The sequence below is a fragment of the Ruegeria sp. CG3 genome, from assembly GCF_056537205.1.
The window spans coordinates 1,943,004-1,966,612 of record NZ_JBQFRC010000001.1; the positions used below are offsets into that span (position 1 = coordinate 1,943,004).

Below are 23,609 nucleotides of genomic sequence, written 5' to 3' on the forward strand. Positions count from 1 at the left end.
GTCTCCGTCATTTGCTGAGGCCGATTTGCACATGTCCGGCACCCCTGTTCAAATCATATCTTTCAAAATAAGCATTAACTCCATGTTATATATCACCTTGCGCCAGTACGAATATGTTTGCGCCATTGGGCTACACGGAAGCCTGTCCGCCGCGGCACAGCACCTGAACGTTTCGCAACCTGCGCTTTCAAACGCGCTGACCCGGGTCGAAGAACACCTGGGCCACCCACTGTTCTCGCGCCGACGCGGCGCGGCAATGTCGCTGACACCTCAGGGGCGCAAGTTCATCGACAAGGCCGAAGCCTTGCTAAGGAGCGCTGCCCGGATCGAAGAGGCCGAAGCCCCGGTTGCCGGAACAAGCCGTTTGAAGTTGGGTTGTTTTGTGGATCTTGCACCGTTCCTGCTGGCGCGGGCAATGCAGACGGTCAGGGACACCCTTCCCGATATCGTTCTGACCCACGGTGTTGACACTTTCGAAGGCTTGATCAGCGGATTGACCGACGGCCGTTTCGATCTGGCGCTCACCTATGATCTGGGCCTCGATGCCGGTTTCTCACGCCACAAGCTGCTGGACAGTACGCCAAACGCGCTGGTCAATCCTGCGCACCCTTTGGCCGGGCAAGGCAGCGTTTCACTTGCCGAGCTTGAGCAATACCCGCTCATCCTGTCCAAAGAAGGTCTGTCAGCGCAGCATGTCCTCGGCTTGTTCCGGCGTCATGGGCTGCACCCCAGCGTGTCCTACCGCGCGGAATCGCTCGAGATCCAACGCAGTCTTGCGGCCCATGGTGAAGGGGTGGGCATCAGCTATGCCAGCCCGCAAAACGGCCTCAGCTATGACCGGATGCCGCTGCTGAGCCTGCCGATCACCGACCCCGATGCCACCGAGGCCGTGATTCTGGCTCGTCACGGCACCGGCCCTGCGGACACGACAGTCGCTGCTGCTGAACAGGCTCTGGTTAGGTTGCTTGGGAAACTGTGATCAGCGCTTTTTGCGCAGCCGGATGACAACGTCCACCGACGCGATCTCGACCCCGGCCGGTGCTTCGGGCAGACGCTGGATAACCAGTTGGTCGGACGGCGCATCGCTCAGACGGCCCTCGTCCTCCCAGAAGAAATGCGGGTGGTCATGGGTGTTGGTGTCGAAATAGCTTTTTGAGCCATCCACGGTGATTTCCTGCAGAACGCCGGCATCGCAGAAGGCACGCAGGGTATTGTAGACCGTTGCAAGGGAAACAGCGTCGCCCTTGTTCTTGGCCGACTCGAACAGGCTTTCGGCGGTAACATGTCGGTGGCGGCCATCGCCCACCAGCAATTCGGCCAAGGCAACACGCTGGCGCGTCGGGCGCAGCCCGGCGTCAACCAACCAGTTCGTAGCGATGTCCCGGCTTTGAGCTGTCATGAAACCATTACCCAATTTCCCCTGCCCCAATATATAAGTGCCGACCACCACCAATTTCAAATGAAATTCATTCGCAACCAACGGCTCCGGCGGGCCGGATGTGTTCGGGTGGTCTTGCAGGACCTTGCAAACGGGTGATAGACGAGGCCAGATTGAATAAACAGACCCCTGGCAGGAGACGCGGCAGAATGGCCCAATTCCCAAGCAGCTTTGACAAGGACGACCTGCTGAAATGCGCCCGCGGCGAACTCTTCGGCCCCGGAAATGCTCAGCTTCCGGCTCCCCCGATGCTGATGATGGACCGCATCACCGACATTTCAGGCGACGGCGGCGCGCACGGCAAGGGGCATGTCGTGGCCGAATTCGACATCACACCGGACCTTTGGTTCTTCGATTGCCACTTTCCCGGAAACCCGATCATGCCGGGTTGTCTGGGTCTTGACGGACTGTGGCAGCTGACCGGTTTCAACCTCGGCTGGCGTGGCTGGCAGGGTCGCGGCTATGCGCTGGGTGTGGGCGAAGTGAAACTGACAGGCATGGTGCGCCCTGACCGCAAGATGTTGACCTACTACGTGGACTTCACCAAGGCAGTCCAGACCCGCCGCCTGACCATGGGTGTGGCGGATGGCCGGGTCGAAGCGGATGGCGAAGTCATCTATCAGGTCAAGGACATGAAGGTTGCATTGTCCGAAAGCTGACCCCAGCTGATTGACAGTCAACAGGGAATGGAACACAGGAGAACGCAAATGCGTCGCGTCGTCGTCACCGGTTTGGGGGTTGTCTCTTCCATCGGGAACAATGCCGAAGAGGTTCTGGCCTCGCTCAAGGCGGGTAAGTCCGGCATCGAGGCCAGCGAGCAGATGGTCGAGCACGGCTTCCGCAGTCAGGTTGCAGGGACGCTCAAGATCGATGTGTCGGAACAGGTCGACAAGCGCACTTTGCGGTTCATGGGGCCAGGTGCCGCGTATGCCCATATCGCAATGAGCCAGGCAATCGCTGACGCGGGTCTGAGCGAAGATCAGGTCGTCAATCCGCGTACCGGCCTTGTTGCCGGGTCCGGCGGACCGTCCACCAGCGCCATGCTGACGGCGCACCAGACCGTTCTGAAAACCGGCGCAACCAAGCGCATCGGACCGTTTGCCGTTCCGAAATGCATGTGCTCGACGATCTCGGCCAACCTGGCCACCGCCTTCAAGATCAAGGGCATCAACTACTCGATCACCTCGGCCTGTTCGACGTCGCTGCATTGCATCGGAAACGCGGCCGAGCAGATCATGCTGGGCAAACAGGACGTGATGTTCGCCGGTGGCGGCGAAGAACTGGACTGGACCCTGTCCTGCCTGTTCGATGCGATGGGCGCGATGTCCTCGAAATACAACGACACGCCCGAAAAAGCCTCGCGCGCGTTCGATCAGAACCGCGACGGATTCGTGATCTCGGGCGGCGGTGGCATCGTCGTTCTGGAAGAGCTGGAACATGCTCTGGCCCGGGGCGCGAAGATCTATGCCGAGGTGACGGGATATGCCGCAACCTCGGACGGGCACGACATGGTCGCGCCCTCGGGAGAAGGTGGAGAGCGCGCGATGCGCCTCGCCTTGTCCACCCTGCCGGAAGGCCGCAAGGTCGGCTACATCAACGCCCACGGGACCTCGACACCGGTCGGAGATGTGGGCGAAGTCGAAGCCGTCCGCCGGATTTTCGGCGAGGGCAATGTGCCGCCGATCTCCTCGACCAAATCGATGACCGGCCACGCTCAAGGTGCTGCCGGCGCGCTCGAGGCGATTTTCTGCCTCTTGATGCTGCAGCATGATTTCATTGCGCCGTCGATCAATGTCGACTCGCTGGCCGAAGGCATCCAGCCCGGCGAAATTGCAACTGAGGTTGTTGAAAACGCAGGTTTGGACAGTGTCATGACCAATAGCTTCGGCTTTGGTGGCACCAACGGTTCCATGATTCTGTCCAAGTATAACGGGTGATTATGATGTCGGATTCTATGAAGGGTAAGCGCGGGCTGATCATGGGCGTCGCCAATGATCGGTCGATCGCCTGGGGCATTGCCAAGGCCATGCACGAGGCAGGCGCTGAACTGGCATTCACCTACCAGGGCGAGGCTTTCGGAAAACGGCTGGAACCGCTTGCACAGAGCCTGGGCAGCGACTTCATGGTCGATGCGGACGTGACCGATGACGCATCGCTGGACCGGGCCTTCGACGAACTGGCCGCCCGTTGGCCAACGATTGATTTCCTCGTCCATGCCATCGCCTACTCGGACAAGACCGAGCTGACCGGGCGTTTCCTGAACACCACGCGGGCGAATTTCAAGCACTCGCTGGATGTCTCGGCCTATTCATTCATCGAAGTGGCCCGTCGCGCCTATCCGATGATGAAGGAAAACGGCGGGACGCTGCTCACCCTGACCTATCAGGGTTCGAACAAGGTCGTGCCGAACTACAATGTCATGGGTGTCGCAAAGGCTGCTCTGGAATCGGCGACGCGCTATCTTGCAAACGATCTGGGCCCCGACGGGATCCGGGTCAACGCCATCTCGCCCGGACCTATGAAAACCCTGGCCGGCGCGGCCATCGGGGGGGCTCGCAAGACCTACAAGTTCTGCGACCAGAACGCCCCGCTGCGATCGAACGCCACGCTCGAAGCGGTTGGCGGCACGGCCGTTTACCTTGCGTCGGACGCGGGGGCCTGCACCACCGGTGAAATCATTCGCGTAGACGGCGGTTTCCACATCTTGGGAATGCCTCAGCCCGACTTCATGTGACGCGATCTTTCCCTGTCGTTGCCAAGATTTTACCAAACTTCCGCGGCAGGGATATCACATGAGCAAACTAGACCGGATAATCGCGACCAATTCGCGTGCATCTCACTCTCGTCGCAAGACCGGAGTGCTCAGCAGCCGCGCGCGTACGCTGTTGCTGACCCTGACGACATTGTTGGTATTGTGGATCTTCTATACCCAACCGCAGCTTCGTGAGGCGGTTGGGTCATTGTTGGGCGGCTGAACGCGCGCTGATCAGTTGATCGAAACGACCTCGATGTCGAAGATCAGATCCTGACCTGCCAACGGGTGATTTGCGTCCAGGGTCACCGTTTCTTCGTTGGCGTCCACCACCGTCACAGGCAGCGCCTGACCATCGGGGGTCTGCATCTGCAGCTGAGTGCCGGGGTCCAGCGGGATGTCGTCCGGGATGCCTTCCCGCGGGACGTCCTGGCGCATAGCGGGATTGATCGGCCCATAGGCGTCCTGGCAATCCACTTCGACCCGCTTCTTCTCGCCGATTTCCATACCCGGCAGAGCGGCGTCCAGACCGGGAATGATCTGGCCGGACCCTACGGCGAACTCAAGCGGATCGCGTCCTTCCGAGCTGTCGAAAACGTTGCCGTCCCGCAAAGTTCCAGTGTAGTGAATGCGAACCGTGTCGCCTTGTTTGATTGCGGTCATGACTGTCTCCGACCTGAGTTTGGAATGAGCGGTCCAACCTAGAGACTGACCCGGCAATGTAAACCCTTTTACGCTTTAACCCGCGCATGGCCTGTGCCAACCTGCCCCGGAAGATGGGGAGAGGCAGATGGCGATCACAACCTGCGTTTTCGATGCGTACGGAACCCTTTTCGACGTGGCCGCAGCCGCGCGTCAGGCGGCCGCCGAACCAGGCCAGGATGCGCTGCGTGGCAAGTGGCCTGAACTGGCCAACCACTGGCGGTTGAAACAGCTGCAATACACGTGGCTGCGTGCTGTGGCGGACGCACATGCCGATTTCTGGGACGTGACGCAGGATGGCCTGGACTGGGCGCTCGAGGCGACAGGCCTGCAGGGAGACCCAGCGCTGCGGCAGAGACTGCTGGACCTGTATTGGGAACTGCAGGCCTATCCCGAGGTTCCCGCCATGCTGAAGGCGCTCAAGGATGGCGGGATGCAGACCGCGATCCTGTCAAACGGATCGCCGCCCATGCTGGAAGGCGCGGTCAGATCTGCGGGTATCGGCGGCGTATTGGACGACATACTGTCAGTCGAAAGCGTCGGCGTCTTCAAACCGCATGCACGGGTCTATGATCTTGTGTGCGACCGTTTCGGGTGCGAACGATCGAATGTTCTGTTCGTCAGCTCGAATGGTTGGGACGCCGCCGGAGCCAGCGGGTACGGGTTCGTTACGGCCTGGGTCAACCGCGCCGGCGAACCAATGGACCGATTGCCGTGGACCCCGGCGCATGTCCTGTCCGACCTGACCTCGATCCCGGAACTGGCGGGCGTTTGATGCCGCAATTCACGACGTCTGACGGTCTGCGCCTGACCTACGAAGAAACAGGCAGCGGCAAGCCGCTGCTGTGCCTTGCCGGCCTGACCAGAAACAGCCGGGATTTTTCCTTCTTCGCGCCGCACGCCAACGGACTGCGTGTCATTACGATGGACTATCGGGGGCGCGGCGACTCGGATTTTGATCCGGATTATCGCAACTATTCCGTTCCGCGCGAGGCACAGGACGTGATCGAGTTGCTGGATCACCTCAAGCTAGATCGGGTCAGCATCCTTGGCACCTCGCGTGGCGGGTTGATTGCCATGACCCTCGCCGCAATTCGCCCCGAACGTCTGAGTGCCGTCATTCTGAATGATGTGGGCCCCGAAATCGAACCGTCGGCCATCGGGCGCATTATGGATTATGTCGGCAAGGCTCCTGCCGCAACAACGCTGGAACAGGCCGCTTTTGCGCTGAAACAGGCAATGGACCCGCAGTTTCCGGGCGTATCGATTGAAACCTGGAGAAAGCAGGCCGCATTCCAATACGAAGAAACCGGCACCGGCCTTCGGTTGCGCTATGACCCCGCATTGAGAACCGCGTTGAAAGAACAGATTGCAGCGGGCCCGCCCGCTGATTTGTGGCCATTGTTCGAAGCCCTGAACCCGCTTCCCACCGGAGTGATCCGTGGAGCGAACTCGGACTTGCTGAGCGCCGAGACCCTTACAGAGATGCACCGGCGTCACGCGGGGCTGATTTCGGCTGAAGTGCCCGACCGGGGCCATGTTCCATTTCTGGACGAACCGCAGTCCATTACCGTCATTCGCAAAGTACTGGATTTGATATGAGCACAATTGACCTGATCGAAGCCGCTGCCGTGCGCCTGCAAGGGCACGCGCGCGAAACCCCGATCCTCACATCGCCGTTTCTGGACGACCTTGCCGGGCGGCGCGTTCTGGTCAAGCCCGAGTGCCTTCAACACACTGGAAGCTTCAAGTTTCGCGGCGCGTGGTCTGCGATTTCCGCCCTGGATTCCGAAGCTCGCAAACGCGGGGTGATCGCGTATTCATCAGGCAACCATGCGCAGGGCGTGGCGCATGCCGCTACACTTCATGGTGTTCAATCCATCATCATCATGCCATCCGACGCACCGGCTCTGAAAATCAAAAACACTCGCGCGTTGGGCGCCGAGGTCATCCTATATGATCGCGCCAATGAAAGCCGCGAAGAGATCGGCGAGGCGTTGTCCCGGGAGCGCGGTCTTACGTTGATCCGCCCGTATGACGAACCGCAGGTGATCGCCGGTCAGGGCACCGTCGGCCTCGAGGTGGCGCGGCAGGCGCGCGATCTCGGTGTGACCGACGCCGATGTACTGGTATGCTGTGGTGGCGGTGGACTGACCTCAGGCGTGGCACTTGCCCTGGAAAAACATGCGCCGGGTCTCAGGGCGCGCCCCTGCGAACCCGACGGATTCGACGATGTCAAAAGATCCCTGGCCTCGGGGTCCGTTCAGACCAACAACGCAGCCGCAGGCAATATCTGCGACGCGATCCTGACACCGCGGCCCGGTGATATCACCTTCCCGATCCTCCGTCGCCTCTGCGGACCGGGATTGGCGGTATCCGAAGACGCGGCTCTCCGCGCCATGGCCTTGGCGTTCCTGCGCCTCAAGGTCGTTCTGGAACCGGGCGGGGCAGTCTCGTTGGCGTCGGCGTTGTTCCGCAAGGACGAGATCCAGGGCGACGCCGTTATCGTCGTGGCATCGGGCGGGAATGTCGATCCGCAGGTCTTTGCCCGCGCGTTGGAATTCCTTACCTGACAACGGGTTAGGACAGATGCAATAAATCGCGGCGTAAACTGTCGGAATGATCGCAGCAAAAAAGGCTGACCAGATGCACATCGCTGATTTCGGAGATGTTCAGATTCACTATCGCTTGGACGGTGACCCGGATGGTCCACCTCTGGTCTTTGCCAATTCGTTGGGCACCGACATGCGCTTGTGGGACCCCGTGCTGCCTCTGCTCCCCAAAGGTCTGCGCATCATCCGCTATGACAAGCGGGGGCACGGCCTGTCCTCGCAACCGGATGGTCCCTATTCGATGGGAAGTCTGGTGCGCGATGCCGAGCGGCTCCTGGACTTTCTCGAGGTGCGGGATTGCGTCTTCGTCGGCCTGTCGATCGGCGGAATGATCGCGCAGGGGCTGGCCGTCAAGCGGATGGATCAGATCCGGGCGATGGTCCTGTCCAACACGGCCGCCAAAATCGGGACGCCCGCCATGTGGGCCGATCGGATGGCCGCCGTTCGTGCAGGTGGGATCGAGGCGCTGGCCGACGCAACCATGGAGCGCTGGTTTTCGAAAGCATTTCGGGAAACCCCCGATGTCGAGCTATGGCGCAATATGATGGTACGCCAACCGGTGCAGGGGTATCTGGGCTGCTGTTCCGCCATCTCCGGCACGGATTTCTATACGCCAACCAGCGGGCTCAGACTGCCGACGCTGGGAATTGCGGGCTCGGAAGATGGCTCGACCCCTCCCGATCTGGTGCGCGAAACCGTCGACCTGATCCCCGGCTCCCGGTTCGAGCTGATCCGCAAGGCCGGGCACCTGCCCTGCGTCGAGCGGCCCGAGGCTTACGCCGAGTTGCTGAACGCTTTTCTGCGAGAAACCGGACATATCTGAAGGAGGTCACGGTGGCGGAATTTCTTCTTGTTCACGGGTCCTGCCACGGCGCATGGTGCTGGCGCGATCTGATACCGGAACTTGAGAATCTGGGGCATTCGGTCCGGGCGATCGACCTGCCCAGTCATGGATCGGACCCGACCCCAGTATCCGAGGTCACGCTCGAGACGTGTCGAGATTCGGTGTTGAATGCCACGACCCCGCAAACGATTCTTGTCGGCCATTCCTGGGGCGGCTACCCGATCAGTGCGGCCGCCGAATTCGCCCCAGATCGGATGCGGGCCCTGATCTATGTCTGCGCCTACGTGCCGGTCTCCGGGCTTTCGATGATAGAAATGCGCCGGCGTGCACCAAGACAGCTGATTGGCGATGCGGTCGAGAAATCGGCAGACGGACTGTCCTACAGTGTGTTGCCGGATCGGGTGCAATCTCTCTTCTACCACGACTGTCCGGCCGACGTTGTCACCTATGCCCTGGCCCGCCTGTGCCCGCAGGCGATCCGCCCGCAGGACACGCCGTTGGATCTGAGCGAGCGTTTTGACGGAATTCCCAAGGCCTATATCCGCACCATGGATGACCGGACGATTCCAACTGAATACCAGGAAGAGATGAGCCATTGCGCGCCGCCCGAATTGCGCCTGACGATCGACAGCTCCCATTCTCCATTCTTCTCGCATCCCGCAGATCTGGCCCACCAATTGGACGCAATCGCTACTCGCGTCTGAGATCCGGCCCGGCCAAGGCTGACGTGCCGTCAGTCGAGAATTTCGCCTCGATCACAAAAGACCGGGTTACAACACGACAGGCGGGCGACTAAGGTCCTGCAAAATAAGTCATTCGTGCGGTTTCATGCGTCTTCCTTTTCTGTTCGTTCTCGGCACAGTCATGATCGATGCAATGGGCATCGGACTGGTCATGCCGATCATGCCTCAGCTGATCGTCGAGGTTCAGGGCGGCTCTCTGGCATCGGCAGCAATCTGGGGCGGGATCCTCAGCACGGCCTTTGCCGCAATGCAGTTCCTGTTCGGCCCGGTGCTGGGCAACCTGTCGGATGCTTACGGACGCCGCGCGGTCTTGCTGGTTTCCCTGTTTGTCATGAGCTTGGACTACGTGGTCATGGCCATGGCCGGCAGCATCTGGCTGCTGCTGATCGGCCGCATCGTGGGTGGCATCACCGCGGCCACCCACTCTACCGCAGCGGCCTTTATGGCGGACGTTTCGAAACCTCATGAAAAGGCCGCCAATTTCGGTCTCATCGGAGCAGCTTTTGGTGTGGGTTTCGTCCTCGGCCCTTTGATGGGCGGATTGCTGAGCGAATACGGAACCCGCGCCCCGTTCTGGGCGGCTGCCGGATTGTCATTTGCGAATTTCCTGCTGGGCCTCGCGGTCATGCCTGAGACGATCACGGACAAAAACCGCCGCGGATTCCGCTGGCACCGCGCGCGTCCTGACAGCGCATTGCGTGCCATCGCCGCCCTGCCCGGCATCCGACCGTTGCTGTGGGTATACTTTTTGTACTCGGTATCGATCTACGTCTATCCCGCCATCTGGTCATACTTCACGACCGAGCGTTTCGGTTGGTCACCGCAGATGATCGGGTTGTCACTCGCGGTCTACGGATTGGGCATGGCGGCCGTTCAGGGTGGCTTGATCCGCCCGGCCACCCGCCACTTGGGAGAGCGGACCACGATCGTTTGGGGCATGATCTTCGAAATCGTCAGCTTTCTGGCCCTGGGTTTTCTCACAAACGGCACGATTGCGTTGATGCTGATTCCGATCACCGCACTGGGCGCCGTCGTGACGCCGGCCCTTCAGGCACAGATGTCACGCGCAACGCCGGATTCGCAGCAGGGAGAGCTTCAGGGGGTTCTGGCCGCGCTCCACGCGCTGTCGATGGTGATCTCCCCGTTGGTGATGACCACCGTTTTCGCCCAATTCGCGCGCGTTGATGCAACATTCTACCTTCCAGGGGCTCCGTTCCTGTTGGCATTGCTGCTGATGCTGGCCGGATTCGTCCTGTTTCTGCGCGCACATCCCAGCGAAACGTAACAACGACACGGGAATGACGGTTTCAGCCTTGCGGACCGCAGGTTCCCGCGTCACCGTGGCCCAAACCAAACGAGGGATCCATGCAGACCATCAAAGCCGCCGTATGCCGCGCCTTCAACGAACCGCTTGTCATCGAAGACATCCAGATCGCGCCGCCCGGCATGGGCGAGGTCGAAGTCACGCTGGATGCGGTGGCGATCTGCCATTCCGACATCACCTATGCCAGCGGCGCTTGGGGCGGGTTTCTGCCCGCCGTCTACGGACACGAGGCCGCCGGTGTGGTCTCGGCCGTCGGAGAAGCCAGCGGAGGGTTCAAGGTTGGCGATGCGGTCGTGGTGACCCTGATCCGCGCCTGCGGGTCCTGCCCGTCCTGCGCCAGCGGCAAGCCGGTGATCTGCGAAACACCCTATGACACCGTCAAGGGCCCGCTGCGCACTGCGGATGGCGGGCCGCTGGAACAGGCGATGGCCTGTGGCGCCTTTGCCGAAAAGGTCGTGGTCAGCCACCGCCAGATCGTCAAGATACCCGACGCGATGCCCAAGGACGTGGCCAGCCTGCTGTCCTGCGGGGTGATCACCGGCGTGGGGGCGGCGGTCAACGCCGCGCAGTTGCGCCCGGGTCAGGATGTCGTGGTCATCGGCGCGGGCGGTGTGGGCCTGAACGCCATCCAGGGCGCGCGGCTGGCAGGGGCCCGGAGGATCGTGGCCGTCGACATGACCGAGGAAAAGCTGGAAATCGCCAAGGAATTCGGCGCCACGCATGGGGTTCTGGCCACGCTGAAAGAACCGTGGAGAGCAGCCTACAAGGCCCTTGGCGGTCGCGGGGCCGATGCCGTTCTGATCACCGTCGGTGCGATCCCCGCCTATGATCAGGCGCCCCGCTATCTGGGTCGCGGTGGCAAGGCGGTGATGATCGGTATGCCGCATTCCGGCGCGCAATCCAGCTATGAGCCGGTCATTCTGGCGGCTTTGGGTCAGGGCATGGTCGGGTCGAAGATGGGCGACGTGGTGATCCAGCGCGATATTCCGTGGATGATCGATCTGTATGAACAGGGACGTCTGAAGCTGGACGAGCTGATCTCGGGTCGCTGGACGCTGGAACAGATCAACGAGGCCATCGAGGACACCAAGACCGGTTCGGCCAAGCGCAACGTGATCGTATTCGACCGGGGCTGACGGCCCCGGACCACCGGCGGGAGGAGACCGGATGAAACTGCAGGATCTCGACATCATCGTGACCGCTCCGCCCGCGCCGGGCTGGGGCGGGCGCTATTGGATTCTGGTGAAGGTCACCACCGATACCGGCATCACCGGCTGGGGCGAGTGTTATGCCTCCTCGGTCGGTCCCGAGGCGATGAAACACGTCATCCGTGACGTCTTCGACCGCCACATGGCCGGCGAAAACCCCGAGAATATCGAGCTGATGTTCCGCCGCGCCTATTCCAGCGGCTTCACCCAGCGCCCCGACCTGACGGTGATGGGCGCCTTCTCGGGGCTGGAAATCGCGTGCTGGGACATTCTGGGCAAGGACCGGGACCGCCCGGTTTACGCTCTGATCGGCGGCCGGATGAACGACCGCATCCGTGCCTACACCTATCTGTACCCGCTGCCCCGGCACAATCTGACCGATTTCTGGACCTCGCCCGAACAGGCCGGGGAAAGCGCCGCCGAAATGGTCCGGCGCGGCTTTACTGCGGTCAAGTTCGACCCGGCCGGCCCCTACACGATGCGCGGCGGGCATATGCCGGCCATGTCCGACATCTCGATGTCGGTGGCCTTCTGCAAGGCGATCCGCCAGGCCGTGGGCGACAAGGCCGACCTGCTGTTCGGCACCCATGGCCAGTTCAACACCGCGGGCGCCATCCGCCTTGGGCAGGCAATCGAGCCTTTCTCGCCGCTGTGGTTCGAAGAACCCACCCCCCCGGACATGATCGAGGACATGGCCCGCGTCGCCCGCAATGTCCGCATTCCCGTGGCCACGGGCGAGCGGATGACGACCAAGGCCGAATTCGGCGCGGTTCTGCGCGCCGGAGCGGCCGAAATCCTGCAGCCCGCCTTGGGCCGGGCCGGCGGGATCTGGGAGATGAAGAAGGTCGCCGCCATGGCCGAGGTCTTCAACGCCCAGATGGCGCCGCATCTCTATGCCGGGCCGGTGGAATGGGCCGCGAACATCCATCTTGCGGCCTCGATCCCGAACCTTTTGCTGCTCGAGACCATCGAAACGCCGTTTCATGACCAGCTGATCAAGGGCTCGATCCGGGTCGATAACGGCTTTGTCGAGCCGCCTTCGGCCCCCGGCCTGGGCATCGAGGTCGACGAGGAACTGGCCCGTGCCCACCCCTATTCCGGCGACGGTCTGCACCTGCAGATGCAGGAAGCCCCCTGCGACTATGTCAACGGCAATGCGTTTCAGGGCGGGGCCCCGGCAACCGAGGGATGACAATTTCAGACAAGTTGGTGCATACTGCGTCTACCCCTTATTTCCATCCCCAAGGTACCACGTGACTTTCACTGACGCCGAATTGACGACCCCACAATCCGAATTGCCCTCGGAAATGGAGGAAAGCGCCGCGCAAGCAGCGGCTTTCCTCAAGACGCTGGCGCATCAGGGCCGCTTGATGATCCTGTGCCATCTCGCGGCCGGAGAACGCTCGGTGGGCGAGCTTGAAGCCTTGCTCAAGTTGCGCCAGGCCGCGGTCAGCCAGATGCTGGCGCGTCTGCGAACCGAAGGCCTGGTTTCAACCCGCCGAGAGGGCAAGACGATCTACTATTCGCTGCGCGACGGCAAAGCCAAGCAGGTGATCGAGTTGATGCATTCCCTGTTCTGTAGCCCGCAGGCCTGATCCTGTCAGCGTGATACATAGCCTGCGATCACCTGCAACAGCTTGAACGCGGTCGCAGCATCGTTTTCGACCACCGCAAGGAACTCTTCCTCGCCGATACGCAGACAGGTGAGATCGGTTTCAGCCACCATGCTGAGCGCACGGGGCTCTTTGCGGATCAGGCCCAGTTCGCCCACCAAGGTACCGCTGCCGACGCGGGTCACCAGCCGATCCTCCTCGGGCGGTTGCGGCAGGTACAAACCAGCTTCGCCGTCGATGATCATGTAGGCACCATCAGTTGGCTGGTCATCCTTGAGGAACACGACTTCGCCGGCCTTTGCCTCGTACCAGCGCGCACCAAAAGCCAGCAGTCGAAGCTGGCGACGATCCAGCCCCGAAAACAGCGGTGTCTGTTCCAAAGCACGCAGCTTTCGCGTAAGGTCCGCCGAGGCTGCACTGTCACCTTCAACATCCGACGGAACCTGATCGGACACTACGCGCCCCTGTCGGATTTCGACGAACATGTCGAAAGCGCCGGGGTTCTTGAACTGTTCGTTCAGGTAGATGATCGTGGCGTCCGGAAGCAGCTCTCGCAGGTTTCTGAACACAGCCACCTGCGTGTCCATGCCATAACTCGCCAGCGCGTTTTCCAGTATAAGGATATCCGGCTTCTTGATTGTCGCGCGGGTAAAGGCCAAAGGCTCGGCCAGCGCGGCCGGCAGGTTCTGCCCGCCCAGCGCGACCGGTACATCGTAGATCAGCTCAACCACCAGCGGACGGGCTCCGTTTTCGGTCAGCACGTCTGCGATCACTTTCCGAACCTCGTCCGACCGCGCGCCCCCGATCTGGCTGACCTTGCCGAACAGCGCATTCTCCATAACCGTCAATCCGGGCGCAAAGGTGGCCGGGTCCAGCGGCTCGAACACGTCGTTCAGGCGCTCCATCAACTTGTCGGAATGGCTGTGCCGCAGTTCGAGGATGCGGTTCTTGAGCTCTTCGGAAAAGGCCGGCCCAATCTGTTCGGCCGAGATCACGAAAGGCACGGCCAGCAGGCTGGCCAACTGGTCATCGTCCAACCCCGATGCGCCGGTTTCCCGGGTCCTCTCTACCAGGTCGACAGCGGCTTCGTAGGTGGCGGCCTCGAGACCCAGCTTGCGGAACAACGGGTGATCCGTCCCGTCCAGACCAAAGATCTGACGCAGCATTTCGATCACGTCACGTGTCAGGCCGACCAGTGTTTCATCCAGACCCAACTCGCGCAACTGCCCCAGGAAAACGGTCTGCCGGGCCAGCAACTCTTGCGTCACCTGCACGCGTGGCACAGCAAACAGCAGGTTTTCGGCAACGGGCAGCGCAGCGTTGTACGTCATGCGGTCGAAAATCAGGGCTTGCGACTCCAGACCGGCCTTTTTGACGGCGTCCTGTACCAAGGGCCGCAGCTCGATCAGCTTGGCAGCAAGGTCGGGGTGTTTTTCGGGATCGAAACCCAACTCGGCCCCGCGTTGGAACAAGGTGGGCCCAGAGCCCAGTCCGTCGATCAGCTTCAACCACCAATCGCGCAGCTGTTCGGCCGTTTCGAACCCGGCCAGGGAAGGGTCCAGCCATGTGGCCCGGAAGGGATCGGGGCTGTTTCCCGCACGTAGCGTTTCAAGGTGGTCCGCGTCCTCCGGTGGAGCGGTCAGAGGCCTGAGCTGCATCGGCATCATCACGTTGCCGCCAACGGTTCCCTGGAACATCACCGGTCGCGATGTGGCATGACCGATCCGGGCCGCCACGACGGCCTGGTGCAGCGAGGACAGGTTGACACCCCCGATTTCGACCCGGCCCGAACTAGGCAGGATCTCCCGGGTCAATAGATCCGCCAGGGCCCGGCGGTCCTCTTCGCTGGGGGCGGCGACCCCTATGGTCTTACCGGCGGGGAAGGTCAGGTTCAGATCATCCAGAACCTGATTGCCATCCAGATCACGCACCGAGACTTGCTCCAACTCGATCGGGCCATTCAGGTGGGGTCGGCTGTCGGGCTCGCCTTCGAACAGGGTTTCATCCAGCATGCCGCTCGGGGCGAACCGTTCGATGACCACCTCCCAGCGCAGAGACATGTCCTGTGTCTGGTTGTAGTAGGTCAGCAGCTCCTTCCAGGGCGAACTGAGGTCCTTGTAGGCGGCGAGCGCGGCCACGAGAGCACCGAGCGAAACTGACCCCTGCAGAACCAGCAAACCACCGACCAGGTAGAATAGGAACGGAGTCAATTGAGAGATGAAGTTGTTGATGAACTTCATGAAGAATTTTTTCTGGTAGATCTCGAACCGGATGCTGAACAGCCGGGACAGTTGATCTGAAATCAGCGCTCGGCGATGGCGCCAGCCGCCGTTCTGCCGCAGGGTTGCCGCGCCTGCTGCATTCTCGCCGATCTGAGCAGCCAGTACGCGCACCTCTTGGATCCGGCGCTTGTTCAACAGGTTGATCTGGCGCTGCAATCGCGGGATCAGCCAGGCCTGCAATGGGATCAGCGCGACAGCAGCCAATCCGAACCAGACGCTTTGCAGGAATAGAAAGGACAGGATTGTCAGCATCTGCCCCGCCTGAAGGACAGGCTGGCTGATCGCATCGCCCATCAGCCCGCCCATCGGCTCGCTTTCGGCGGTGATCATCGAGACCAGTTCGCCCTGACTGACGCGCTCGAAATAGGGTTGAGGAAACAACAGTGCGCGATTGATCAACTGGTATCTGAACCGGCGCAGCATTCGTTCGCTGAGAACGCCTTTCATCGTGTTGATGCGCATCTTCATCAAACCATGCGCCAACACCGCCGCCAAAAAGGCGAAGCACAAAATTACCAGAAACGTCGTCTGCGACAGACTGTATCCCCAGACATCCACGATCTCGCTGGAGGCGCCGATTGCGTCGTTGATGATGCGTTTGGGCAATTCAAGCGTCAGGTACAGCAGCGGGAACAAAGTTGCCGTCACGGCCAGCAGAACAAGCTGATCACGCTTGGAATACTTCCAAATAAATCCAAAAATTGAACGTTCTATGGCCCCTGCCCCTACTGGTGACCCGAAACTGTTTTGCAGCGATCCTGCCGCGGTCAAAGCAGCACGACGGTACTGCAATCGCGCTTGGATAGGCAAATGGTTTCCAAGGCGAAAACTATTTCGACTTGTGTGAACTAGTTCATTTGCGATCCTGTCTCATAGCCCTTAGTCTGAAGGACAGGACGATATCGGGAGGGTAGTTTTTGCCTGCTACACTTGGCACTGTGTTGCTTCTGCTGTGTGCACTGCAGATCAAACACATGTTTGCCGATTTCTACCTTCAAACGCCCAAGATGCTGTCTGGGCGGGGGGAGTACCTGCATGTCGGGCGCGCACAGCATGCTGCGGTGCATGTTGTGGGTTCAGTCGTGGTTTTCCTGATATTCGGCGCGCCGCTTTCGTTCATTCTGATCATCGGTGCGCTTGAGTGGATCGTGCATTTCAATATCGATTTCGCCAAAGCCAGCTATTCCGACAAGAAACAATTGCAACCCGATCAGGCCGCCTTTTGGCGGGCCGCCGGTCTGGATCAATGCCTGCACAACCTCACTTACATCGCGATGGCCTGGGCCTGGGTTGAATTCGTCGCGCGCTAGTCAGAACTCGACCGAACGATTGCGTTTGACCGCGCGCAGAACCACATTCGTCTGCGCACTTGCCACGGCCGGCAAACGAAACAGAAACCTCTCCAAAAAGACGTTGTAGGCGGCAAGATCGGGACACTGCACTCGCAGGTGATAGTCTGCCTGACCGGTCGTTGCGAAACATTCCTGAACTTCCTTGCAGGTTTCGATTGCCCGGATGAACTCCACGATCTTGTCGGGATCATGCCGCGTCAGATGCACATGTACGATCGCCTCGAACCCCAACCCCAGCGCGATAGGGTTCACAACTGCGCCGTAGCGTTCAATGATCCCGGCCTCTTCCAATGCGCGCACCCGTCTCCAAAGGGCTGAGGTCGACATACCGACCGCATCGGCAAGGTCCGCATTCGACACACGGCTGTCCCTTTGTAGAAGGGTCAGAATCCGGCGATCCCTGTCGTCAAGCTGTATCATTTGGTAGGTTTTTCCGCGTTGTTCGTGTTCTATGGTTAATTCTATCGAAGTTTTACCAAATTTGCGGACCCATTGGCACAACATTTCGCAAATACCGAACTACAGTTGTTCAATCTCAAAGCCAATCCAGGTCCAAGCCATGAGCCGCCACGACAGCAGTCTTCGCACTTATCAACTCACAGACCGGTACGAACAGACCGAGGGTCGCGTGTTCCTGACCGGCACGCAGGCGCTGGCGCGCATCCTGATGGATCAGGCGCGGCGCGACCGCGATGCCGGGCTGAACACGGGCGGGTTCGTCTCGGGCTATCGCGGCTCGCCCTTGGGCGGGCTGGACCTGGAGCTGTGGCGCGCGCGCGAACGGCTGAAATCTGACCGCATCACGTTCATGCCCGCCGTGAACGAAGATCTGGGCGCAACCGCCGTTCTGGGCGCGCAGCAGGCGACGCTGGACCCGCAGTGCGAATTCGAAGGCATCTTTTCGATGTGGTACGGCAAGGGGCCGGGCGTCGACCGCTCGGGCGATGCGCTGAAGCACGGCAATGCCTATGGCTCGGCGCCCAAGGGCGGCGTGCTGGTCGTGGCCGGCGACGACCATGGCTGCGTCAGCTCCTCGATGCCGCACCAGTCCGACGTCGCCTTCATGGCATGGTTCATGCCCACGCTGAACCCCGCCTCGGTCGAGGAGTACCTGGAATTCGGCGAATACGGCTTTGCACTGTCGCGGTTTTCCGGCACCTGGGTCGGGTTCAAGGCGATCTCGGAAACCGTCGAAAGCGCCCGCTCGGTCGAGCTGCGTCCCGACCGACAGTTCATCCTGCCCGAGATCGACCTGCCCCCCGGCGGGTTGCATGTGCGCGCCGCCGACCTGCCCTCGCCCGAGATCGAGACCCGCATCCAACACAAGCTGCGCGCCGTGCGCGCCTTTGCCGAGGCCAATCCGATCGACCGGCGCATCTATGACAGCGACAACGCCAAGTTCGGCTTTGTCACCACCGGAAAGGCCCATCTTGACCTGATGGAGGCGTTGCGCCTGCTGGGACTGGACGAGGCCGCCTGCCACCGCCTGGGCATCGACATCTACAAGGTCGGCATGGTCTGGCCACTGGCGCGGCGCAACGCGCTGCGTTTCGTGAAAAGCAAGGCCGAGGTTCTGGTCGTCGAGGAAAAGCGCGGCATCATCGAAAGCCAGTTCAAGGAGTATTTCTATGACTGGCCCGGCGACAAGCCGCACAAGATGGTGGGCAAATACGACAGCCACGGCGAGCCGCTGATCCCCTGGACGGGTGAACTCAGCCCGCGGATGCTGGTGCCCATCGTGGCCGACCGCCTGCACCGGTTTTTCCCCGAAGAGGACCTGCCCGCCAAGGCCAAGGCGCTGACGGACCAGCCGCCGCAACTGATCAATGTGCCGGGCGCGACCCGCACGCCCTATTTCTGCTCGGGCTGCCCGCACAACACCTCGACCAAAGTGCCCGACGGCTCGATCGCGGCCAGTGGCATCGGCTGCCACGTCATGGCCTCGTGGATGGATCGCCACACCGTCGGCTATGCCCAGATGGGCGGCGAAGGCGTGCCGCATGTGGTGGCGTCCAAGTTCAACGGCGGCAAGCACATCTTCCAGAACCTCGGCGAGGGGACCTGGTATCACTCGGGCTCGCTGGCGATCCGTCAGGCGGTCGCGGCCGGGACCAACATCACCTACAAGATTCTCTACAACGACGCCGTGGCCATGACCGGTGGCCAACCGGTGGACGGCCCGGTCAGCGTGGCCGGCATCGCCCAGACCTGCCGCGCCGAGGGCGTGGAACGGATCGCCATCGTGTCGGACGACATCTCGAAGTTCCACCACGCGGATTTTCCGGCGCAGACAACATTCCACGACCGCGCCGAACTGGACATCTTGCAACGCGAGCTGCGCGAGATCCCGGGCGTGACCGTTCTGATCTATGAACAGACCTGCGCCACCGAAAAGCGCCGCCGCCGCAAGCGCGGCACGATGGAGGACCCCAAGCGGTTCGTTTGGATCAACGATTTGGTCTGCGAGGGCTGCGGCGACTGCTCGGTCGAGTCGAACTGCCTGAGCGTCGAGCCACGCGAAACGCCGCTGGGCCGCAAGCGCAAGATCAATTTGAGCTCGTGCAACAAGGATTTCTCGTGCCTCAACGGATTCTGCCCCAGCTTCGTGACCATCGAAGGCGGTGAACGCCGCAAACGCATGGCAAAGCTGGATCTGGCAACACTCGAGGATGGGCTGCCTGACCCCGCCCTGCCTCGTCTGGACAAACCGTTCGAGCTGCTGGTCACCGGCGTCGGCGGCACGGGTGTGGTAACGGTGGGGGCGCTGATCACGATGGCGGCCCATCTCGAAGGCAAAGGCGCCTCGGTCTTGGATTTCACAGGCTTTGCTCAGAAATTCGGAACCGTTCTCAGCTATATCCGTTTGGGCGACACTCCGAACGCATTGAACCAGGTCCGCATTGATCAGGGCGCGGCCGATGCGGTGATTGGTTGCGACGTCGTCGTCAGTTCGGCCCCCAAAGCCTCGGCGCATTACCGCAAAGGTACGCGCGTGGTCCTGAACCGGGCGGAAATGCCGACCGGCGATATCGTTCTGCGTCGCGACGCTCAGTTACAGGTACAGGCCCGTGAACAGGCCATTCAGAACGTGGTCGGGGCGGAAAACCTGTTCGGTTTCGACGCCAACGCGGTGGCGGAAACCCTGCTGGGTGATGCCGTGTTTGCCAATGTGATCATGCTGGGTTTTGCCTGGCAGCACGGTCTTGTGCCGGTATCGCAAGTCGCGCTGGGTCAGGCCATTTTGCTGAACGGCGTCGCTGCCGAAAAGAACCGTCTGGCTTTTGCAATCGGGCGCAACATGGCAGTTCGTCCGGACATTCTGGCGCTGCCTTCCGACGACGTTGATTCAGATGAATCTCTGGATCAGATGATTGCGCGCCGCACCGCCTACCTGACCGAGTATCAAAACGCGATATACGCGCAGACCTACGCCGATCGGATCGCTACCCTCCGCTCGGCGCTGCCGCAGGCAGAAGAGAGCCTGCTGCGCAGTGTCGCTCGCAACCTGTTCCGCTTCATGGCCTACAAGGATGAATTCGAAGTCGCGCGGCTGATGACTTCGGACCATTTCGCAAAGGATCTGGCCAATCAGTTCGAGGGCGATTTTGCGGTCCGCTTCCACATGGCCCCGCCCCTTCTGAGCCGCAGAACGGACGCCAGGGGCCGACCGCTGAAAAAGGCGTTCGGACCTTGGATGCAGCCGGTTCTGCGGGGCCTGTCAAAGATGCGGGCGCTGCGCGGAACAGCTCTCAATCCGTTTGGCTATCATGCCGAAGCGCGCCTGCACCGCGATCTGCTGAATTGGTACCAGGGGCTGTTGGACCGCCTTGTGGCAGAGTACGGGGATCGGGATACCGAAACGTGGCAAAGCATCCTGTCCTGCGCTGACGAGATCCGCGGTTACGGCCCGGTTCGGATACAAGCGGCCGAGACCGCCAGACGAAAGGTCGATGACTTGTTGCGCGCGCCGCGCGCTCAGGCCGCCTGATCCAGCGCCGAGGCTTTGTAGGCCGCAAGCCAAGCCGCATCCAGCCGGTCGACAACGGCTGGATTGAACCGGTCTTCGACCTCCCAATACCGGCCGGATGGCACCATGTAGCCCGCCTCGTACTCGGCCTGCAGCAGAGCATCGACGTGTTCAGTGCGCGGCCGGGCCTCGGGGATCTTTTCGGTATGAGAGACGGACGGATAGACCAGCCGGCTGGGTCCAACGGACAACCGCACCACGTTGCAATCCTGACGCGCCGCCAGCAGCGCCAGCCGTGCCGATTTCGCCTCGAGCGAACGCAGGGTGACGTCAGCACGCAAGGGATCGGCCGTTCCCTGGCCGTAGAAATGCGTATTGCCCGAGCGCGGATAGACCATGTCGCAGCCAAAGAAGGCAATCACCGATGGTTTGAGAGCGCCCAGCGCCCAGTACCCGGCGGTAAAGGCCATGGTGCCTCCGGCATAGACGAAACCGCCATACGCGTTCTGGATCGGGACATAATCCTGCGCCGTCACGATGCGCTGTGTCGCTGTCAGACAGTCGGGACGGTTCTCGGCCGGAAAATCCTCGGGATGGATCAGGAAATCCCAATCTTCGCGGATGCGCCAGGCGTTGTTGATGACCACGATGTGAGTGAACGGCCCACGCGCCCATTCCCGTGCCGCCAGCGCTGCGGGCGCACTTCCCAAGATCAGAACTTTGGTGTCATTCTCCGCCATCGCGCCCGCCCTTTCTCAGTGTTTCCAGAGAGCTAGCGCATTTGTCCGGCTTGGCTAGCCAAGGACGGAAAAACTGCTTTCCTCGTTGATGGGTCGCTTGCGGGAGTAAAAGCCCGCGTCGATGGTGCGTTTGATATGGGGCAGCTCGAATTGCAGGGGCTGGGCGTCGTGATCCGCCCCGCCCTCGCAATACTCGACCAACGCGGCCATCATCTTGCCCGCGATCGGCGCGTTCTTGTACTGGTTCCCGCTGGTGCCGCAGGCCATGTAAAACCCTGGCAGGCTGGACTTGTCATAGATCGGGATCCAGTCGGTCGAGGCGTCGTACAGATCGACCACTCCCCGCGTTCTGGACGGAATGCCCAGGCTGGGAACGCGCTGCGCGTATCGCATAGCCTGCGTCGTCCACTGGTCGGTGAAGTCGTGGTTGTAGTGCACATCGTCCTCGCACCACTGATGCGGGTCGCAGTCCGGGTCTTCCGAGCCGATCAGGATATGGTTGCCATGTTCCGGCCGGCAGTAGCAGGCGATATCGCCGTCCGATACGATGGTTCCCTGACGCTCGAAATCGAACCCTTCCGGCGCGGGAACGTGGACCACCTCCTGCCGCAGCGGGCGGGTTTCGATGGTCATGTCGTCCAGCACACCCGCCATGCGGTTGATGATCGACGATCCCGGCCCGGCCACGTTGATCACCACCGGCGCGTAAATCTCTTCGCCCGAGGCCAGCCTGACGCCTTTGACTCTGCCACCTTCCTGCAGAATTTCGACGACCTCGGCCCCGGTCCGCACCTGCGCGCCGCGCTGCGTGGCCGCTTGCATCAGGTTCTGCGCGGACAGGGCCGGGTCTGTGACATAACCGGCCTTGGGCCAGAGCACCGCCCCCTGCATCCTGCTGCCATTGGGCTGACCAAAGGCTGGATCGTCCATCCGTTTGGCCGGGGCAAAACTGTCCAGAGAATAGATCGGCAGGCGGTCGAGTAACTGTTCGGCCGACCATTCCTCAAACGGGCAATCCAACTCGGCACTGTATTTCATGTGCCTTGACAGGTGGCCGTTGGCCTCGGTTTTCATGACAAGGCAGCCCGTCTCGCGGAACTGCGCCAGATCGGCCCCATCGGGCAGGCCAAGATAGTCGGCCCAGTCGCGCCAGTAATGGTAGCCCTCCCACGCAAAGGCTGTGCCGTCGAAGGTGGAGTAATGCATCCGGATGATCGCGCAGGACCCGGCGGTCGAGCCGTGCCCCACCTGCGCGTTGCGGTCCAGCGACAGGGTCTTCCAGCCGCCCTTGGCCATCTCGAACGCGATGGCCGCGCCGATCACGCCGGTTCCGATGATGATTGCGTCAGGCTGGCTCATGGCTTGATCCTCCCTCCCAACAGCGCTTGGCATAGGCGCTGAATTCCTCGATTTCCTCGGGCCGCGGTTCGACCCCGGTAAAGACGTACAGGTAGTGCGGCACCAGAGACAGGCGCGTGGCCAGCGGCTCGTTCAACTGCGCCAGATCATAGCCGATCTGCATGTAATACAGCACGCGCGCGCGGGTCTCGGCCTCGACCGCCTCATAGCCATGGCGGGCGAACATGGCGCGCAGCGCGGCCAAGCGGCGGGCATCGGACTGGTCCAGCATCCGCCGCACCTTGCCCGACCGCCGCGCCCAGTCGCGCACGGCAAAGTCCAGCGCCGTGTCGAACAGGGCGGTGTTGACCACGCAGCGATGCACGTTGCAGACGGCGGCGGTGATGGTCTGGGCCGGGGCCTCGGCCTGCGCGATCAGGGCGGCGGTGTTGGTGGCCTGCCAGCGATCCAGAAGCGCATCCAACAGCTGCTGCCGGGATTTGAAATACCAGTAGAACGAGGACCGCGACACCGCCATGCGGTCGGCCAGGTTCAGAACCTTGACCTGCTCGACCCCATCCGAGATCAGCACATCCATCGCCACGTTCAACCAGTCATCGCGCGTGACCTTGACATTGCCGACAAGCGGCTCGGCCTTGGGGTCGTCACGATGCAGGATGGGTTTGCTGTTCAT

23 protein-coding genes are annotated in these 23,609 nt (G+C 61.4%); 16 read left to right on the forward strand and 7 right to left on the reverse strand.

Annotated elements, in window-relative coordinates:
- Positions 1-82 precede the first annotated feature (82 nt).
- Positions 83-979, forward strand: a complete 897-nt coding sequence (locus ACR0NB_RS09645) for a LysR family transcriptional regulator (RefSeq protein WP_480775506.1) — start codon at positions 83-85, stop codon at positions 977-979.
- Here the strand turns inward: ACR0NB_RS09645 and irrA are convergent, their stop codons facing one another.
- Positions 980-1,399, reverse strand: a complete 420-nt coding sequence (irrA, locus tag ACR0NB_RS09650; RefSeq protein ID WP_170364932.1) for an iron response transcriptional regulator IrrA — start codon at positions 1,397-1,399, stop codon at positions 980-982.
- Positions 1,400-1,587: 188 nt separating this feature from the next.
- Here irrA and fabA point away from each other — a divergent pair, with 188 nt between their 5' ends.
- Genes fabA through ACR0NB_RS09670 form a run of 4 tightly spaced genes read left to right on the forward strand, consistent with a single transcriptional unit; the run spans position 1,588 to position 4,413 of the window.
- Complete coding sequence (gene fabA, locus ACR0NB_RS09655) at positions 1,588-2,097, forward strand: bifunctional 3-hydroxydecanoyl-ACP dehydratase/trans-2-decenoyl-ACP isomerase (RefSeq protein WP_093964585.1); 510 nt, start codon at positions 1,588-1,590, stop codon at positions 2,095-2,097.
- Between the two features lie 48 nt (positions 2,098-2,145).
- Entirely contained in the window at positions 2,146-3,375 is a 1,230-nt protein-coding gene (gene fabB, locus ACR0NB_RS09660; RefSeq protein WP_170365329.1) for a beta-ketoacyl-ACP synthase I, read from the forward strand.
- A gap of 5 nt (positions 3,376-3,380) precedes the next feature.
- Positions 3,381-4,172: an enoyl-ACP reductase FabI gene (locus ACR0NB_RS09665; protein WP_093965010.1), complete on the forward strand. Its 792-nt coding sequence runs from the start codon at positions 3,381-3,383 to the stop codon at positions 4,170-4,172.
- A 58-nt stretch (positions 4,173-4,230) separates the two neighbouring features.
- Complete coding sequence (locus ACR0NB_RS09670; RefSeq protein WP_170357073.1) at positions 4,231-4,413, forward strand: hypothetical protein; 183 nt, start codon at positions 4,231-4,233, stop codon at positions 4,411-4,413.
- 11 nt (positions 4,414-4,424) lie between these two features.
- Here the strand turns inward: ACR0NB_RS09670 and ACR0NB_RS09675 are convergent, their stop codons facing one another.
- Entirely contained in the window at positions 4,425-4,853 is a 429-nt protein-coding gene (locus tag ACR0NB_RS09675) for an FKBP-type peptidyl-prolyl cis-trans isomerase (protein ID WP_170339858.1), read from the reverse strand.
- 127 nt (positions 4,854-4,980) lie between these two features.
- On the opposite strand from ACR0NB_RS09675, the gene ACR0NB_RS09680 reads away from it, so the two are divergent.
- The 9 genes from ACR0NB_RS09680 to ACR0NB_RS09720 all read left to right on the forward strand — a co-directional run bounded on the left by ACR0NB_RS09680 (position 4,981) and on the right by ACR0NB_RS09720 (position 13,218).
- On the forward strand, positions 4,981-5,667 hold the full coding sequence (locus ACR0NB_RS09680) for a haloacid dehalogenase type II (protein ID WP_170581820.1): 687 nt from the start codon (positions 4,981-4,983) through the stop codon (positions 5,665-5,667).
- Positions 5,667-6,494 (forward strand): alpha/beta fold hydrolase, encoded by an 828-nt coding sequence (locus ACR0NB_RS09685; RefSeq protein ID WP_170524865.1) that lies wholly within the window; start codon positions 5,667-5,669, stop codon positions 6,492-6,494. Before ACR0NB_RS09680 ends, ACR0NB_RS09685 begins: the two co-directional genes overlap by 1 nt.
- Positions 6,491-7,465: a threonine ammonia-lyase gene (locus ACR0NB_RS09690; protein WP_170390852.1), complete on the forward strand. Its 975-nt coding sequence runs from the start codon at positions 6,491-6,493 to the stop codon at positions 7,463-7,465. Before ACR0NB_RS09685 ends, ACR0NB_RS09690 begins: the two co-directional genes overlap by 4 nt.
- 73 nt (positions 7,466-7,538) lie before the next feature.
- Complete coding sequence (gene pcaD / locus ACR0NB_RS09695; RefSeq protein ID WP_480775635.1) at positions 7,539-8,327, forward strand: 3-oxoadipate enol-lactonase; 789 nt, start codon at positions 7,539-7,541, stop codon at positions 8,325-8,327.
- Between the two features lie 11 nt (positions 8,328-8,338).
- On the forward strand, positions 8,339-9,052 hold the full coding sequence (locus tag ACR0NB_RS09700; protein ID WP_480775507.1) for an alpha/beta fold hydrolase: 714 nt from the start codon (positions 8,339-8,341) through the stop codon (positions 9,050-9,052).
- Between the two features lie 124 nt (positions 9,053-9,176).
- Complete coding sequence (locus ACR0NB_RS09705; protein ID WP_170527570.1) at positions 9,177-10,376, forward strand: TCR/Tet family MFS transporter; 1,200 nt, start codon at positions 9,177-9,179, stop codon at positions 10,374-10,376.
- Positions 10,377-10,456: 80 nt separating this feature from the next.
- Complete coding sequence (locus tag ACR0NB_RS09710; protein WP_480775508.1) at positions 10,457-11,551, forward strand: Zn-dependent alcohol dehydrogenase; 1,095 nt, start codon at positions 10,457-10,459, stop codon at positions 11,549-11,551.
- 31 nt (positions 11,552-11,582) lie between these two features.
- The gene (locus ACR0NB_RS09715; RefSeq protein ID WP_480775509.1) at positions 11,583-12,815 is read left to right on the forward strand and encodes a mandelate racemase/muconate lactonizing enzyme family protein; all 1,233 of its coding nucleotides are present in this window, start codon (positions 11,583-11,585) and stop codon (positions 12,813-12,815) included.
- 115 nt (positions 12,816-12,930) lie between these two features.
- A complete protein-coding gene (locus ACR0NB_RS09720) occupies positions 12,931-13,218 on the forward strand; it encodes an ArsR/SmtB family transcription factor (protein ID WP_170340532.1) in 288 nt (95 codons plus the stop codon).
- 5 nt (positions 13,219-13,223) lie between these two features.
- Here the strand turns inward: ACR0NB_RS09720 and ACR0NB_RS09725 are convergent, their stop codons facing one another.
- Positions 13,224-16,220, reverse strand: a complete 2,997-nt coding sequence (locus ACR0NB_RS09725) for a cyclic nucleotide-binding domain-containing protein (RefSeq protein ID WP_222457544.1) — start codon at positions 16,218-16,220, stop codon at positions 13,224-13,226.
- 215 nt (positions 16,221-16,435) lie between these two features.
- Between ACR0NB_RS09725 and ACR0NB_RS09730 the strand changes: the two genes are divergently transcribed.
- A complete protein-coding gene (locus ACR0NB_RS09730; RefSeq protein WP_093964572.1) occupies positions 16,436-16,828 on the forward strand; it encodes a DUF3307 domain-containing protein in 393 nt (130 codons plus the stop codon).
- On the opposite strand, the gene ACR0NB_RS09735 is transcribed toward ACR0NB_RS09730, so the two are convergent.
- Positions 16,829-17,290 (reverse strand): Lrp/AsnC family transcriptional regulator, encoded by a 462-nt coding sequence (locus ACR0NB_RS09735; RefSeq protein WP_480775510.1) that lies wholly within the window; start codon positions 17,288-17,290, stop codon positions 16,829-16,831. It abuts the gene before it with no gap.
- A 139-nt stretch (positions 17,291-17,429) separates the two neighbouring features.
- On the opposite strand from ACR0NB_RS09735, the gene ACR0NB_RS09740 reads away from it, so the two are divergent.
- Entirely contained in the window at positions 17,430-20,858 is a 3,429-nt protein-coding gene (locus ACR0NB_RS09740) for an indolepyruvate ferredoxin oxidoreductase family protein (RefSeq protein ID WP_480775511.1), read from the forward strand.
- On the opposite strand, the gene ACR0NB_RS09745 is transcribed toward ACR0NB_RS09740, so the two are convergent.
- From ACR0NB_RS09745 to ACR0NB_RS09755, 3 genes are read right to left on the reverse strand one after another with little or no spacing between them, the layout of a single operon-like run.
- Positions 20,846-21,577 (reverse strand): hypothetical protein, encoded by a 732-nt coding sequence (locus ACR0NB_RS09745; protein WP_170357064.1) that lies wholly within the window; start codon positions 21,575-21,577, stop codon positions 20,846-20,848. The two genes, ACR0NB_RS09740 and ACR0NB_RS09745, sit on opposite strands and share 13 nt — an antisense overlap.
- Positions 21,578-21,631: 54 nt before the next feature.
- A complete protein-coding gene (locus ACR0NB_RS09750; protein WP_480775512.1) occupies positions 21,632-22,936 on the reverse strand; it encodes an NAD(P)/FAD-dependent oxidoreductase in 1,305 nt (434 codons plus the stop codon).
- Positions 22,923-23,609: a TetR/AcrR family transcriptional regulator gene (locus ACR0NB_RS09755; RefSeq protein WP_480775513.1), complete on the reverse strand. Its 687-nt coding sequence runs from the start codon at positions 23,607-23,609 to the stop codon at positions 22,923-22,925. Before ACR0NB_RS09755 ends, ACR0NB_RS09750 begins: the two co-directional genes overlap by 14 nt.